This is a genomic window from Rivularia sp. UHCC 0363, from assembly GCF_034931125.1.
Taxonomy (GTDB): domain Bacteria; phylum Cyanobacteriota; class Cyanobacteriia; order Cyanobacteriales; family Nostocaceae; genus Rivularia.
This window is the reverse complement of record NZ_JAYGHM010000016.1, coordinates 47,485-63,909: the sequence shown is the minus strand read 5'-3', so window position 1 is coordinate 63,909 and position 16,425 is coordinate 47,485. Positions and strand designations below refer to the sequence as shown.

14 protein-coding genes are annotated in these 16,425 nt (G+C 40.8%); 1 reads left to right on the top strand and 13 read right to left on the bottom strand.

Going from position 1 to position 16,425, the window contains the following annotated elements:
• Window positions 1-78: 78 nt before the first annotated feature.
• From VB797_RS11465 to VB797_RS11405, 13 genes are all read right to left on the bottom strand, one after another.
• The gene (locus tag VB797_RS11465) at window positions 79-1,473 is read right to left on the bottom strand and encodes a nucleotide pyrophosphatase/phosphodiesterase family protein (RefSeq protein WP_323237808.1); all 1,395 of its coding nucleotides are present in this window, start codon (window positions 1,471-1,473) and stop codon (window positions 79-81) included.
• A 30-nt stretch (window positions 1,474-1,503) separates the two neighbouring features.
• Entirely contained in the window at window positions 1,504-2,754 is a 1,251-nt protein-coding gene (gene eboE, locus VB797_RS11460; protein ID WP_323237807.1) for a metabolite traffic protein EboE, read from the bottom strand.
• A 23-nt stretch (window positions 2,755-2,777) separates the two neighbouring features.
• Window positions 2,778-3,977 (bottom strand): 3-dehydroquinate synthase, encoded by a 1,200-nt coding sequence (locus VB797_RS11455; protein ID WP_323237806.1) that lies wholly within the window; start codon window positions 3,975-3,977, stop codon window positions 2,778-2,780.
• Window positions 3,978-4,118: 141 nt separating this feature from the next.
• On the bottom strand, window positions 4,119-4,748 hold the full coding sequence (locus tag VB797_RS11450; RefSeq protein ID WP_323237805.1) for a DsbA family oxidoreductase: 630 nt from the start codon (window positions 4,746-4,748) through the stop codon (window positions 4,119-4,121).
• A 287-nt stretch (window positions 4,749-5,035) separates the two neighbouring features.
• A complete protein-coding gene (gene tyrA, locus VB797_RS11445; RefSeq protein WP_323237804.1) occupies window positions 5,036-5,956 on the bottom strand; it encodes a bifunctional chorismate mutase/prephenate dehydrogenase in 921 nt (306 codons plus the stop codon).
• 281 nt (window positions 5,957-6,237) lie between these two features.
• Complete coding sequence (locus VB797_RS11440; RefSeq protein WP_323237803.1) at window positions 6,238-7,515, bottom strand: glycosyltransferase family 4 protein; 1,278 nt, start codon at window positions 7,513-7,515, stop codon at window positions 6,238-6,240.
• 105 nt (window positions 7,516-7,620) lie between these two features.
• A complete protein-coding gene (gene eboC / locus VB797_RS11435) occupies window positions 7,621-8,520 on the bottom strand; it encodes a UbiA-like protein EboC (RefSeq protein WP_416350859.1) in 900 nt (299 codons plus the stop codon).
• Window positions 8,521-8,647: 127 nt separating this feature from the next.
• Window positions 8,648-9,556, bottom strand: coding sequence for a TatD family hydrolase (locus VB797_RS11430; protein WP_323237801.1), 909 nt, complete (start codon window positions 9,554-9,556; stop codon window positions 8,648-8,650).
• Window positions 9,557-9,823: 267 nt separating this feature from the next.
• Window positions 9,824-10,750: an EboA family metabolite traffic protein gene (locus VB797_RS11425; protein ID WP_323237800.1), complete on the bottom strand. Its 927-nt coding sequence runs from the start codon at window positions 10,748-10,750 to the stop codon at window positions 9,824-9,826.
• A 125-nt stretch (window positions 10,751-10,875) separates the two neighbouring features.
• Entirely contained in the window at window positions 10,876-12,045 is a 1,170-nt protein-coding gene (scyF, locus tag VB797_RS11420) for a scytonemin biosynthesis PEP-CTERM protein ScyF (RefSeq protein WP_323237799.1), read from the bottom strand.
• 74 nt (window positions 12,046-12,119) lie between these two features.
• Window positions 12,120-13,280 carry a scytonemin biosynthesis PEP-CTERM protein ScyF gene (gene scyF, locus VB797_RS11415; RefSeq protein WP_323237798.1) on the bottom strand — a complete coding sequence of 387 codons (1,161 nt, stop codon included), beginning with the start codon at window positions 13,278-13,280 and terminating at the stop codon, window positions 12,120-12,122.
• A gap of 180 nt (window positions 13,281-13,460) precedes the next feature.
• The gene (locus VB797_RS11410; RefSeq protein WP_323237797.1) at window positions 13,461-14,885 is read right to left on the bottom strand and encodes a ScyD/ScyE family protein; all 1,425 of its coding nucleotides are present in this window, start codon (window positions 14,883-14,885) and stop codon (window positions 13,461-13,463) included.
• A 176-nt stretch (window positions 14,886-15,061) separates the two neighbouring features.
• Complete coding sequence (locus VB797_RS11405) at window positions 15,062-16,198, bottom strand: ScyD/ScyE family protein (protein ID WP_323237796.1); 1,137 nt, start codon at window positions 16,196-16,198, stop codon at window positions 15,062-15,064.
• A gap of 38 nt (window positions 16,199-16,236) precedes the next feature.
• On the opposite strand from VB797_RS11405, the gene VB797_RS11400 reads away from it, so the two are divergent.
• Window positions 16,237-16,425 (top strand): hypothetical protein (locus VB797_RS11400; protein ID WP_323237795.1); only part of this gene is annotated, 189 nt, incomplete at its 3' end.

Here is a 16,425-nt window from a genome sequence, read left to right as displayed (position 1 = left end):
TCTACACCCTCCGGGTTCAGCAGTCGCTCATGGGGGAGACCCCCCTTCTGCTCGCTGCTTCACCGCGTTTTGCCTCCCTTACAAAACTGCTAACTGTTTGCTGTTCGTAAGATGCTGCAAAATTAATCCACAAACGTCGGTTGCTTTGATGGATTCGGAATTGAGCAAGTCAGTTTGTTTGCTAATTAATAAAGGTCCCATATCAGATGTGGGAGGAATGCAGCCGTGAGAACCTTTGACTAAAGAAGCGTCCATTGGAATCACATCCATCAAATAGCGAAAACCCAGCTTTTTCTTAAGTAATTTTGACCCTACTTTGAGTTTAGGAAATTTAATCTGGGGGTCAATAAATAATTCTACAGGGTCGTAACCTGGTTTACGATGAATATCTACGGTTCTGGCAAAGTCGGGAGCGCGTTTATCATCAAGCCAGTAGTAATAAGTAAACCATGCATCGGGTTTGGCTACTGCTATAAAGGTACCGCTGCGAGAATGGTCTAAATGATAATCTGGTTTACTCGTATCATCTAAAATATAGTCGATTCCTTCTGCTTCTGCTAACAAGCTTTTGACTTGAGGAATATAGTCTGCATCATTAACGTAAACATGGGCAATTTGATGATCTGCAACTGCAAAGGCTTTACTAGCACCAGCATCGAGGATTTCTCTTCCTTCTTCTTCACGGATAGCTAATAAACCTTTTGCACGTAATATTCTATTAATATGAATGGGTTGAGAAACCGATGTAATTCCATATTCTGATAACACGATCACAGAAGCACCACGTTGTTCGTAAAAATCGATTAAATCGCCGCAAACTGTATCTATTTCTTGTAATTCTTTGGCTATTTTATCTTGGACGGGACCAAACTTTTGCAAGCAGTAATCTAGATGCGGTAGATAAATTAAAGTTAAATTAGGACTGCATTTTTCCTCTACCCATTTCGATGAATTTGCGATCCATTGTGTAGATGCGATCGATGCAGTTGGGCCCCAAAAGTTAAATAAAGGAAATTGACCGAACTCTGCTTGTAATTGCTCGCGAAATGTACTTGGTTGAGTGTAAATATCGGGAATTTTTCGACCATCAGCAGGATACATCGGTCGAGGAGTTACCGCATAATTAACTGAGGAGTACATATTATACCACCAGAACATATTCGCGCAGGTAAAAGACGAATCAAATTCCCGTGCCATTTCCCATATTTTGGGCGATTGAACTAACTTATTCGACTGTTTCCAAAATTTAGTTTCACACTCATCTCTAAAATACCAACCATTCCCCACAATGCCATGTTCGTTAGGCATTTTACCAGTTAGATAAGTCGCCTGCACCGAACAAGTAACCGCCGGTACTACAGGTTCCACTGTTGCAACTTTTCCAAGTTCTGCCCACCGCGACAGCCTTGGTGTATGCTTTCCTAATAAATTTGGAGTTAATCCGACTACGTTGATAACAACTGTTTTATTCATAATATTCATTACCAATTACCCATTACCGTTCTATACGCTAACTTTAATTAATTGCTGAGAATTGGTTGCTTGCAACTTCCATAAAACCCATTCATACTCGCGCTGAATTGAGGCTTCTATATCTACTTTCATGTTGGAAGGTAGTACTTCCCAAGTGTAAGTTTCTATCTCTAAGTGATTGCAAATCTCGTTATTTTGTAATAATTCAAATACGGTAAGAATGTCATCTTGAGTTGACTGCAATCCCTGATAATCGTTGATAAACAACGGTACGTGAAAATGAGTCCGCCATTCGCAAGCTGTGGTTTCTTCAATAAAAGGTAAGGCTGTTGCTAAATCTCGATAATGTTGCAGTTCTCCATTTGAATGACGAGCAATTACTTGATGTAAATATGTCGATTCGGCAAAAGGTTGTAATCGTTCTTTAACTAAAAGTCGTTTGCTTCTATCTTGGGTTAACTCGGCTTTTAATGCTGCACTAATTTGAATTTTTCCAATCTGAATTCCTGCGTCTTTAAATTGTTTAAAAACGGTCGCGGGATTTTCATACTCGACGGCAAAATGACAGGTATCATAACAAACTCGCACGTGATCGAGTAAAAGTACCTCGGCTGCGGGTTGGGGAATTCCGAGATTTTCCGCTAAATATTTACCACCCATAGGTAACAAGTATTGTTCAAAATACTTTACTACTTCGGCAGCATTTTCAATTAACCCATCCGGTTCTGGTTCCAAGTCCAAATGCAGCACTTTGTCTGTTGCAGCGCGGATACGTACCATCTGCGCTACTACTTGGGCTATATGAATCGTGGCACTACTGGTTACTTCGGTTTGCGATCGCCTGTCGTTGAACCAGGGTTTATAAGATAATGGCACTGTGGAAATGCTACCTTCAATATCTTCGGGTAATAATTCCGCAAGAATTTGAGTCAATCGCAAAGTGTAGTCTAAACGAAGAAGCTTCGACCAGTCTGGAGCATAAACTTTGTCTTTTACTACTTGTAAATGGAACCCCCCATAAGGAAAACCATTCAGTGTAAAAACGTATAAGTCATGTTCATTTAACCAATATTTAAACTGGTCTAAAGTGTCTCCTTGCAATAATTCTCTAGATGCAACATCTGCTAAACGCAAACCAATCCCAAAAGGCTGATTCGGTGATAGTTTGGCTTTCAGAGATGGAATATATTGCTGTAAATTAGCAAAAACCTGACTCCAATCCTCACCGGGATGAATATTGGTGCAGTATGTAAGGTGTAAGTTTTTCTGAGAAATTTTCATGTTTATAGCTGTTTTGCAATTAGCTATATTTTCGCATCAGATAACAATGAAATTGCTTGTTGATATAAAGAAATTTTTACGGTATGTACCTCAATTTCTTGTCCAATTCTTTGCAAAAGGGTTAAAGTCAATTCTCCACCCAAGTGTTCGCGAAATTCGTTTAAGCCTCGGAACAAACATCTAGGATGTTCTATCTGAGATTCTTCGGTTAGTTCGGGAATATATAGTTCAAATCCTAATGTTCTTAAAGTATTAAGTATTTTTTGCCATTCTGCATGGGGCAGCATTCCTTGTAAATAAGAATAAGTACTATCTAAAGCAATCCCGATCGCCACTGCTTCCCCATGACGCAAGCGATAATTGGTCAATTGTTCGAGTTTATGAGCCGCCCAATGTCCGAAGTCTAAAGGACGAGAAGAACCCATTTCAAAAGCATCGCCGCTTGTGGCAATATGTTGTAAATGTAACTTGGCACATCGGTAAATTACCTGCTGCATTGCCTCCATGTCGCGACGTGCTAAAAGTGCAGCATTGTCAGCGATAAACTCGAAAAATTCTCGATCTCGAATCAAAGCTACTTTTACTGCTTCAGCAATACCCGATCGCCAATCTCGTTCGTCAAGGCTATCAAGAAAATCAAAATCATTCAAAACAGCGTAAGGTGGTGCAAAGCTGCCTAAAAAGTTCTTTTTACCAAAAGCGTTGATCCCGTTTTTCACTCCCACAGCAGAATCATTTTGCGCTAATACGGTAGTAGGAATACGGATAATACGAATTCCTCTATGGGCTGTAGCCGCTGCAAATCCTACTAAATCGAGAACCGCACCACCACCGATCGCAATTAAATAAGAGTGACGACAGATACCCGCATCGTCAACTAATTGATGAATATCTTCGAGCAGTTGGGGGTTATTTTTTGCTGCTTCACCACCAGGAACCACCAAAGGTTCAGCAGATAAAGTGAGGATGTCAGAATTGGAACGGCAATATTCGCGAAATTGATCGAGCAAACCGCTTCGAGATTCCAGCAAACCACCATCGACAACAGCTACAACCTTTTTTGGCTTAGCTTCCCCATCATTTGCAATCACCTCAGCTAACAGGGGATTATCTAAATCAAAAATACCGTTAGTGAAGTGAACCGCATAATTAAAAGTCACCTCAACACGTTGCTGAATCGGTTTAAGTTCAAATTTAGTTTTTCTTTTTAAGTCTAGTATCATGATTAATAAGTACGTCAGAGTTGAAAATCGTAATTAGGACAAGGGAATAGGGGATAGAGGCAAAAGTTTGTAGATATGCAAGCGGCTTCTCGAAAAGCTTTTTTTTCATTCTGTTACATAGTTGGGTTTGTTTGTACTCACTTACTTAATTGATAATTGGTCATTAATAATTGAATTAAACGTTTCTTTCGACTGAGAACCGTTAATTTTCACTTCGTTATTAATAATAAAAAAAGGCACACTATTGATACCTAAACTTCGAGCATGATCTGATTTGATCGCAATCGCATCGCGAGCATTTTTATCATTTAACTGTTGTGCTAATTCGGGAGAATCCATTCCAGATGATTTAGCGATCGCGACAATTACATCAATATTTCCTAAGTTTAAACCCTCTTCAAAATAAGCCTGATAAATTGCTTCCACAACTTGACTTTTAAGACTTGATGGGGCTAATTCGATTAATCGGTGAGAAAGAGTAGTATTAACAGCCAATCGCACTTTTTCAAAATCCAAATTTACACCAACAGCTTCACCCATGCTGCGCGTATAATCAAACATTTGCTGTAATTGTTGTGCTGACATTCCTTTGCGCTGCTGCATGAAATCGCGAAATTCGTATCCCTCATTAGGAACAGAATTATCTAACAGAAAAGGATGCCAGCGAATATCTAATTCTTCTAATTTGGATTCTGAAAGTGCATCAAAAAGATGTTTTTTACCAATTCGACACCAGGGACATACAGTATCATGAAATATATCTATTTGCATAGTTTTTATTTAACCATATACAATTAAGTAGGTTAGGTTTAAAAGTTACAGTGGTTTTCACTTGGATACAATACAGATCGAACCTCACCCCTTCCCCTCTCCTTAGTAATGAAAGGGGTGCCGGAGGCGAAACCGCTATATATTAGGACAAGGGAGTAGCGATAAGGCAGTAGTGATAATGCATATTAGTCCCATCATTCTCCAAGATTACCGATATATTTTCTTCTCCCTTTACTCCCTACCCCTTACTCCCTTATATGGGTAATCTTTCACCGCGATAAGAGTAATTAAGTAGGAAGCAAGACACTTCCAGTTTTTTTATCTTGATTAATCTTTTGTGAGAAAGTAAATTTATTATTTATCAGATAATCATTCACCTCTCCCGTGTTGTTTTCTTCAAAATCTAAAACTTGATTAAAAAAACTTTGAGTAGATTCAAATTCTTTAATTAACGCTTCTCTATCTTTTTGCTGCACAAGTTTAGCTAAACGGCTGTAAGTTTCGGCAAGAGAAACTATCGCTTCACATCTTTCTTCAGTTGCTAACATAATATCCGCACATAAATGCGAACTTTGAGCAAATAAACGCTTGATAATATCGATTTCTTGACGATAGGTAGGACTCGACATTAATAAACTACGCTGAATATCAATATTTTCTTCAGCTAAAAATACACCCAAACTAAACCGAGCAAAATGCCGCATTGCTTGAACAATTACCATCATTTGATCGTGTTCTTCGGGGGTAGATTCTACTAGCTTGCTACCTCGATCTACAAAGAAATCTAACAACCATCGAAACTCATCGTCATTTCGTCCCGAACATACCACCATAATTTGTTCGGCAAAACATTCAACTTTTGGACCAAACATCGGATGCAAACCCATTACAGCACCTTTGTGGTACTCCAACATTGCTTTTACGGGTTCAGTTTTGACGCTGGTAATATCGGCGATCGCAGTGGTTGGTTTAAGATATTGAGCAGCACGTTTAATTACCTCTACCGTTCGTTCAATCGGAACCGAAATTATCACTAAATCGGCATCATTTAGCAATTCATCCGCACGGAACCAATCTTGGTTCCCAAAAGCGCAAACTTGATGACCTACAGATGAAAGTTCGCGGCTAAAAAATTGCCCCATCTGACCGCATCCACCGATGATGGTAATTTTTCGATATTCGCTTTTATTTAACTTGTTAGAAGTCATAAATATAAGTTTTAATTTGTAGTTTGTAATTAATGTATCGATATTAAAACGATAAAAAATGTCAGATTGCCTAGAAATATTTTATTGCGTTTTGTATTCGCACAAACTGAGGTGTATCCCTATATTAATAAATACTTAATAGAATTGACTTGATATATTATTATTTAATTGACTTATATTTAGTTTTTGATTTATTTACTGAACCGGATTATTTGATTATTCAGCCTGTTCCCTAAGTCTTTCAATCAACAGTCTAAATTATAAAATTTAAAATCTAAAATCTAAAATTGTTTAATTCCTAACTTCTTTTGCATTGCTGGTAACAAACGAGGTACCTTGCAAGCTTGAGAAAAAACAGCTTCGTAAGCAATTAATGCTTGTTCAAAAGAATAGCGATCGACAGCAAATTTTCTTGCCTTTTCACCTAGCTTTGCCGTTAAAACAGGATTAGAATATAAACTCATAATTGCCGCAGCTAAATCTTGAGGTGATTCTGGTTCGACAACTACACCACCACCGCTTTGTCGGACTGCACGGGCTGCTGTACCAGAAGCCGGAACGGAAGCAATGATTGGACTTCCAGAAGCTAATAGCAGCGGGATTTTGGAAGGCATATTGAAAGAAATTACGTTGCTTTTTTGCACAACCAAACCCACATCAGCAGCCGCTAACATTTCCGGTAATTTTTCTCGCGGTTGTAAAGGTAGCAGTAAAACATTATCCGCACCACAAGCTAAACAATGTTTTTGTAATCTTTTCAAAGCTTTTGATTCACCCGCAATCACAAAAGCAATTTCAGGAACATGACTTAATGATGCTGCTGTTTCTATTACCGTTTCTAAACCTTGAGTTAAAGCAATATTTCCCGAATAAAGCACAACAAACTTATCATCAAATTGATGAATAGCCTTCCAATTTTTAGCTTGTTGTGGCAATGGACGAATAAAATTTACATCTACCCAGTTAGGAATGCAGGCAATCTTATTAATTGGTACTTTTTTATTAACTAAATTTTTGACAAATCCATCAGCAATTACGCTAATTGTATGAGCTTTTTTGTAGGAAAATTTCTCTAAAGCTTCCAATGCGCGAATCATGAATTTATTCTTCAAAAATCCAGTTTTTATTGCAGCTTCTGGTAAAATATCCTGTACATTCAACACTACCGGACAATTATAAAACCATCCTAATAAAGTCGCAGGGAGTGAAACCAATAAAGGTGGAACAGTGAGAAGAATCACATCAGGTCGCCAACCATTCACAGCTTGTGGCAAACTTGTGAATACAAAGCTTAATTCTAATAGCAACCGATCAATTAAATTGGGCTTAGATTTAATTCTTAAATAACAACGTTGAACGGTTACGCCATTTATCTCTTCCGTAACATACCACTTACCCCGATATTCCTCGTAAATCTCGCGCTGTGGATAATTTGGCATACCTGTAATCACTCGCACCTGATGCCCTTTTTTAACTAATCCTTCCGCAAGTTCAGTCATCAAAGGAGCAATTCCGATCGGTTCGGGATGATAATTATAAGAATAAATTAGAATCTGCATTTACATCGATTTTATATAGGGAATTGGTAATTGTTAATTAGTAATTGGTAATAGGGTATCGATATCAAAAAACTTTTAATTCTTAACTCCTCACTCTTAACTCCTTCAAGTAACCGCAAACAATCGTGCTAATACCATAGAAATAGGTAGTAAAATTAATACTAACAAGCCATAGGGTAAACCGGCAAAACTACAGCTGATTGTTGCATCTAATACTATAAGAGACAAAACGCCCGATCGCACTGCTGTACGTATATTTTCAGCGCTTGGTTCACTCACAGCTTTAATGAAAGGTAATAACACTCGTCCACTCAGTAAAATCACGAATGGTACTACTGCCACAAGGTTAGATTTGTTTAGCCCACCTAGCCCTAAAAGCCCCGTAATAACCGCGCCCATTAGTACTAAAGCTACAATGCCCGTACTGCGTTTACCACCGTGTACTTCACCTTGGCTGATAGCTGTAATTGCAGCAATGTAGGTAATCGGAATTAAAGCCAAATACCAACTTTCTGCAAGCATCGGCGATAAAATACTTACACCCAACAGTAGATTACCACCACGACAAATGCCCATATTTAAAGGGCCCAAAAACGTGTGATGTTTTCCGTAAGCGTCGTAAAGTAAAGCCGCAGCTGCAACCCCGATCGCGATCGCCATACTCAACAACGAAACTTGAGCCGCAGCAGATACACCAACAATCAAAAGTATGCTTCCGAAAAAAGCTGCTCCCCTAAAAGTTGCCCTACCGCTAGGAATCGGTCGTTCTGGTCTTTCCTTCGCGTCCAATTCGGCATCAAAAACATCATTAAATACAACACCACCACCGTATAAACCAGTAGTAGCTATAAGTAAGCATATAACAGATACCGGATTAAGTGAAATAGCGAAACCCGCAGCCGCAATACCCGCCAGTACATCCGCCCAAGCAGTGACAATATTAGCAGGTCGCGTTAACTGTAGATATGCCCAGAGGCGGTTAGTGTTTAAAGTTGCTACGTTCATCATGATTTAAAGAGGGGGTAGATGGGGAAGAGGGGATGGGGGGACAAGGAGACAAGGGGATGGGGAGAGGGGGTAGAAATTATTCCCTTTGACCTTTGACCTTTAACCCATGCCCCATACCCAGTTATTATTCAATCAATGCAAATTCCGTAGTAGATTCTTCGACAACTGGTTTCTGTCCGCGTAGTACGGAGTTACCGCTAAATAATTCCCGCTGGTCGATTGGTGATAGATTTAACCAGTCAGATTCCTGAATTTGACCACTTTGGCTATATGCTGCAAGAGCGTTTTCGTAACAAGTAGCTCGCATATGCGCTTGTGGGATTCCTCTCTCTAGCATTAATTGAGCAGTTTTCGGTACCGCTAAAGGATCGCTTACTCCCCAGTCAGCGCTACTGTCTACAATGATGCGATCGCAACCGTATTCACGCACGACTTCCACCATGCGAGCGTTACCCATTTTTGTATTAGGATAAATTGTAAACGCCGCCCAAAAGCCCCTATCTAATACATCTTTTACGGTTTCTTCGTTGTTATGATCTACAATCACCTTTGATGGCTCTAAACCATGCTCTATACATACATCCATACTGTGAATAGTACCCGCTCTTTTATCGCGGTGTGGTGTATGAATCATCACCAACATATCAAGCTCTTTCGCCAGTTCCAACTGCAAGCGAAAATACTTATCTTCCGCAGGTGTCATATCGTCGTAACCGATTTCACCGATCGCAACCACACCTTCTTTACAAGCGTACAAAGGCAATAATTCCATCACCTGTTCCGCTAAAGGTTCGTTATTAGCTTCCTTCGAGTTCAAACCGATTGTGCAGTAATGTTTAATGCCAAACTGCGACGCTCGAAAACGTTCCCAGCCCACCAAACTGCTAAAGTAATCTTGAAAAGAACCAATATTAGTCCGGGGTTGTCCCATCCAGAAAGCAGGTTCAATTACCGCAACAATACCCGCATCACGCATTCTCTCGTAATCATCGGTAGTGCGCGAACTCATGTGAATATGTGGATCGATATACATAATAAGAATTTTAGTAATTGGTAATTGGTAGTTGGTAATTGGTAATTGGTGATTGGTAGTTGGTAATTGGTAATTGGTAGTTGGTGATTGGTAGTTGGTAATTGGTGATTGGTGATTGGTGATTGGTAGTTGGTAATTAAGATAGTTAGGATTAAAGAGCGATCGGTGAGAAGTTGGAATTTAGGATTTTAAATTTCGGAAATTAGGGATTAGGAACAAAGTAAGCTTTTCAATCTATTACCCATTACCCATTACCCATTACCCATTTCATCGAACGTTTTTCCAAGTAAGTCTTCCTGCTTGAATATCGCTTTGCAATTCTGGATATTGCTCAAGAATAAATTGCGCTTGGGGTAAGGGACATTCAGCACAAGCTAAAGCAGCAGCAGTTCTTTCTAATAACTTCTGTTGTCCTCTTCCATTTGAATAAGCTTGAGCGTGAGATTGAATTAAAACGCGCTCTAAATCTGCTAATATTTCGCTATTAGCAAATCGTCCCACGCATCGCCATAATTCGGGAGATACATCGCGTCCAGCCGCCCAACGTTCGCGAGCGTAATCAACTAGCATTCTTGCTAGATCTGGGTTTGCTCGTTCGTCGAGTCCTTGAATTAAATGTAAAGGACTACCGACAAATAAGGCTTTTAAAACCATCTGATTCCAAGCCAGATTGTCTAAATACTCTGCTGGGTAGGGATTTTGTAAAGCAACGGCATTGAAAACCGCCGTCATATTACTGCGGATACCCTCAGCAGCGCGATCGCAAAGTTGTTCGGGATAAGGAAGCAGCGGTAATGCTTGGTATAGTGCCACTAATTCGCCAACATCGGCAGCCGCAAATACTTGGGATAATATTTGCAAATACTTATTTGCATCATCTGATGGTAAACTTAGTACCAGTAAAGTCCGAGCGGCTTGATCTATTGTCCAGCGATCAGGAAACCAGTTGTTGCAAGCGTTTGCTGCTGATTCTAATTCTTCGACAGTCGGCTGGATATCATTTTTACTCGTATAACGAGGCACCGCACTAAAAGCAGTAAAGAATACTCGTGTCCCCGCACCGTTGCTAATTGACTCTCGCTTTTCGTTCAACCAATTGAGAGCTTCAATATTAACTTGTCGCGATACCCACCGATAAAGTAAGTCTTCAGCGCTAATATTTTGTGTTTTTACAGAACTTATTGTAAAAGTCATCTCAGATATGTACTAATAAAGATTTTATTTTATGTAGAGACGTAGCACTGCTACGTCTCCATATCTAGCGGAATAACAAGAAATATTGCGTCTCCAAAGAAGCGCAAAATAACGCTAAACCCAAATTAAGCAGATTGTTGCTTATTCTTTCTCAATTTAGTTGCAGCAGCAGCAAGTGCAAATACGCTTAAACCTAACAAAGTTGCAGGTTCGGGTACTTTCTTAGCACCATCATGACGGTCAACATCTAACACCTGGACGCGACCTTGGAAAAAGTCACCTACATAAAGTTTGCCATCCTTTAATGATGTACCCGCAGTCCAGTTAAATCTACCTGGTGTAAGGTCTAAGGGATCGCCAAAAGGAGGTTCACCAAGTTGAGGAGGAGCAACAGGTTTGCCTTCTGCATTTAGAGCAGGTTCGCCGTATGCTGTTAAGAAGTTACCTTCTTTATCAAATACCTGAACGCGGCTGTTGATCGAGTCAGCTACATAAATGTTCTCTTTATCATCTATTTCAACACCAATAGGCTGATTAAACTGCCCATTTCCGGTGCCTTGTTCTCCAAAGACTAAAAGAGGTTTTCCTTCAGGGCTGAGTACTTGAACGCGGTTATTAAACTGGTCAGTAACAAAGAAGTTTCCGGTGGTTGGAGATATTCTTACACCTGCAGGCCCTTGGAATTGTCCTGGCTCTGTACCAGCACTACCAATGCTACCGAGTAACTCGCCATCCTCAGTAAATTTAAGAATGCGATCGTTACTAAAATCTCCTACGTATACATTGTTAGCTTCATCAAATGTGATTCCAGAAGGTCCGAAGAAGGCTCTACCTTCAACAAGACCGCCAAATAAACCTTCCCCAAAGGTTTTAACGAAGTTACCTTTTGAATCGTAAACGTTGACACGGTTGTTAAAAACGTCACCTACATAGAGGTTCCCATTTTTAGGGCTAAATTCTAAAGCCGAAGGTTCGTCAAACTCTCCGGGACCTTTACCACCCTTACCAACTGCGCCAATATATTCACCACTAGGATTAAATATTTCTACCTTATTACCAATGTCTGGATTGAAAGAGCCATCAGGATTAAGACCACGACCGTTGGATACATAAACGTTTCCGGTATCATCTTGTACGGTTATACCTTGGGGAACGAAAAGCTGCCCCGGACCAAATCCTGGCTCGCCAATTTGACTCTTGTATGTCAGGTTTACTGCTTTAGCTTCGGCAGTGGCCGCCAAAACTATAAATCCCGCACTCGCAACCGCTAATGATACATTTTTGACTAAATTCATAATTGAAGTTATATATTTTTTTGAACGTTCCCAGCCTAAAACTGGGAACAAGAATTAATAACGCTAAACCCAAATTAAGCAGATTGTTGCTTATTCTTTCTCAATTTAGTCGCAGCAGCACCAAGTGCAAACACGCTTAAACCTAACAAAGTTGCAGGTTCGGGTACTTTCTTCGCACCATCATGACGGTCAACATCTAACACCTGTACGCGACCAGTGAAGAAGTCACCTACATAAACTTTGCCGCTGTTATAGTTCAAGCCACCAGTCCAGTTAAACTTACCTGGTGCTAAGTCCGCAGGATTAGTAGCAATAGGTGGTTCCCCAGGTCCGGGAGGTCCAGCATTTTCTACTGGTTCGCCGAATGCAGTCAAGAATTTACCGTTTTTATCAAATACCTGAACGCGATTGTTCTGGGAGTCAGCAACATAAATATTCTCGAATTCATCCAAATCGATGCCGATTGGCTCGTTAAATTGTCCCGGTGCTGTACCTTCAGTACCAAAGGCAAACAAAGGATTATTTTCAGAATCGAGTACTTGAATTCGGTTATTAAACTGGTCGTTGATGTAAATATTGCCAGTATTTTCAGATATGGCTAAACCAGCAGGTCCATTAAACTGCCCAGGTTCGGTACCTAAACCACCATAGGTTTTAACTAATGCACCATCTCTACCGTAAACCTTTACCACGTCAGCGCTAAAATCTGTTACGTGTAAATTTCCTTGCTTGTCAAAATCTATACCGCCTGGGCCAAAGAACAAATCCCCTGGGCCTTGACCGCTGAATGAACCGAAGGAAGTCACGAATTCTCCACTCTCAGGATTATATACGTCGATTTCGCTGTTGAAAACGTCAGCTACGTATAAGTTGCCAGTTATAGAGTCGAACTTCAAATCTCCTGGTTCGTCTATACCTGCTCCTTTCCCCTGAGCGCCAAATCCAATTGCCTTGAGATAGGTACCATCAGGGCTGAATACACTTACACTATTACCAACCACGGGTACAAAGCTACCATCTTCTGGGTTTATACCGCGACCATTACTTACATAGATATTGCCATCTGCATTGCTTTTTACCACACCTTGAGGAACGAAAAGCTGCCCAGGACCAAATCCCGGCTCGCCAATTTGGCTATCATATTTGAGACTGATTGCTTTAGCTTCGGCAGTCGCAGCCAAAACCATAAATCCCGCACTCGCAACTGCTATTGATACATTTTTGACAAAGTTCATCGTTGAAAATCCCGATAGTGCTAGTTATACTTCTGATTAGGTATTGTGTCCGGGTCTTGACCTGGAACTCTTACAGTAAGTTGCTGCTCATTTCCTAAAACAGCAACTTGCTGTTTTTTTTACTTGTAAAGTTGTAAGTATTTAGGTATCAAGTAACAGTTATTGATAACTAGATAACTGTTAAAGAACTTCAACCTTGTCCAAGATTTCTTCTAGCTTCTCTTCCTGACGCTTGCGCTTGCCGTATTTGGAAGCTGCACCAGCCGCTGCAACACCTAATAAACCAAGTACAGAAGCGGGTTCGGGAACTTTTTTGGGTTTGTCACCACTCATTAGGTCAATTTTGACTAATTGACCTTTTTCTGCTAAACGAGCGCGGTTTGCAGTATACAAAGCACCATCGCGATAAGTTAAACCGGAAGCAGCTTCTAATCCGTTACCGTTCCAGATGGTTTCGCGAGTTCCATCAGCAGCAACTTTGATAATCGAACTGCTGATATCACCGATTACTTCACCACCTTGGAGAATGTTTTTCCATTCCGAGGTATTCATGTGTTGCAACACGTACAGGTTGCCTTGTTCGTCGTATGCTGCGCCAGTTAGCTGAGTAAACCCGGTAAGTTTTTCGTCGATCGCGAAAGTGTCAGGGTTAACGCTAAACACACGCGCTTTACCTTCTGGATAAGGGAAATAGGTGTATTCGGTTGTTGTAAAACTACCGTCGGGAGCCAAGGTAATTCCTGTTGGTACTGACTGGAAAGTAATCGGAAATTCTTGGGTTGTTCCTTCTGGAGGTGGTCCACTAGGTGCCTCACCACCTTGACCGTTGATTGCTGGAAGTCCGGGTGCATCAGATGGTTGTTCACCTGGAGGAATTTCGCCTGCGGGTTCAAAACTGGGGAATTCAAGTTCGCTCTGCATAATTGGTTGGGTGGGGAATGCAGCTACTTTCTTAATTCCGCTACCATCAAGTCCGGCAGAATAAATGACGTTAGCACCACCATCAACTACGTAAGCAGTATCACCCTTAATCGCCATTGCATAAGGGTTAGTAATGATGTCAGTACCGTCGGGATTATTGGCTACTTCATACTGAGCAAAGTCAGCTACTTCTGTGCCTAACACACCATTTACTAAGTCAACTTTGAACAGTTTTCCGAGGCTAGGAGTTTTTAGAATATCCGCACTGGTCTCAGGGTTGCCAGCATAACCCATTAACAGATAAGCGTTTCCTTTACTGTCAAATTTGAAGTCAGCAGGTCCCGCTGCTTGTTCTCCAAAGGGAGTTAAAGCTAGAGATGCAAGGTCTGGAATTACTGTTTGCGTACTGCCATCGGTACCGATTTTGAGTAAGGAACCAGTATTACCAGCACATAAAGGAATAAATTGCGAACTTGGTGATGGAACGCATCTCTGATCTGCTCCATCTCCACCTTTACCGCTGGTTGTCAGGTAAATACTGCCGTCGAGACCAAAGTCAAAGTTACGGGGGTTATCGAGATTGTCAGCTAGCACTGAGAAGGAGGCTGCTTGTGCCGCTGTTGTACCAAAAATTGAGGCAACACTAACGCTAAAAAGTGTTAAAGCAATTGACTTGAACTTCATATGTTTGTGAAATTGATTAGTAGTTTATGGAATAAATACGGTTCTTTATAGAACAGCCCCAATTGTTGGGATATGAAAATCAAGCATATCGATCAGCCTGAAACTTATTGTCCGGTATACCACATTAGAAGGTTGTCTAACATTACATTTTTTTGTAGACAAAGCACAATGCGCTATTAAATATGACCGGAAATATTTTTTGGATTCTCAACCCGAATTACCTGTCCGCTTCCCGGACGACCACCTTGGTTAAGGATGTAAAAAGCACCATCAGACCCGATTGTGAGTGCGGAAGGCGATTCTAATCCATTACCCTCAATGAGAGTTTTACGTTCGCCGTTAGGAGCAATTTGAATCAATGCTCCATCTGCTTTTCCTTTCCATCCTGACTGATTCATATGTTGCAAAACATACAAACTGCCCTCGGCATCAAAAGCCATATCTATTAACTGTGTAAATCCATCAGCGAAAACTTTTAGTTCGCCGTTTACATCAATTCGATAGATTTTCGCTCCGCCTTCTGGGAACGGAAAACCAGTAAATTCGCAAACGTAATAGGCTCCATCCAGACCTTTCACAACATCCGTCGGTACCGACTGAATCGACAGTTGGGACGGTGGCGCTTGAGGATAAGCACTTGGTGGTGGAACGTGTCCCCGGTCAAAGTTTTCTGATTTTGTACCAGGAAATATTGGATTAGTTAATATCCGATTGGGAATCTCAGCAATTTTCTCTAAGTTGCTGTCGCCAGTATTTATACTGAGGATGCTGTTCGTTCCCGCATCAACTACTACTAGTTTATTATTATTTACGTAGAAAGACAAGGGATTGCTAGCAATTTCACAATCCCTTGACAAAATCTTGTTAGTAACTTCATAATTAGAGATATCCGCTATACTTGACCAAGTACTTGTACTCAAATCGCAAGTAACTACTTTTCCTAAATCAGTATCGCCGAGGGAATCACGCAAAGCTGGATCGGCTGCATACCCCAACAAAACATAAGCAATGCCTGCTGCATCAAATTTAATATCGTGAGGACCAGCAGCACCAGTTCCATCGCGAAACGCTACGGAAGGTAATCCCGTTACAACACGTTTAGCTACGCCATTTTCAATTTTGCTAATAGCACCACTTGAACCGTAACTCAAATCCCCTTGACCGCTAGGAGAAGGAATCGATGCTCCATCTCCACCAACTCCTGCTTCAGCGACATAAAGACTACCATCGGGAGCAAATGCTAATCCTTTTGGATTATCAAGATTGTCGGCAATTATTTTAAAAGATGTATTTGTAAGTTCTTGTAATGCCATTCAATTTTGGATTTTAGATTAAGAGTAAGAAATTCGTAGTGCGAGCATCTTGCTCGCTAGCCATCACGAGCGAGCAAGATGCTCGCACTACAAGCTCGCTAGCCATCACGAGCGAGCAAGATGCTATCACCTGCGAGCAAGATGCTATCACCTGCGAGCAAGATGCTCGCACTACAAGCTCGCTAGCCATCACGAGCGAGCAAGATGCTATCACCAGCGAGCAAGAT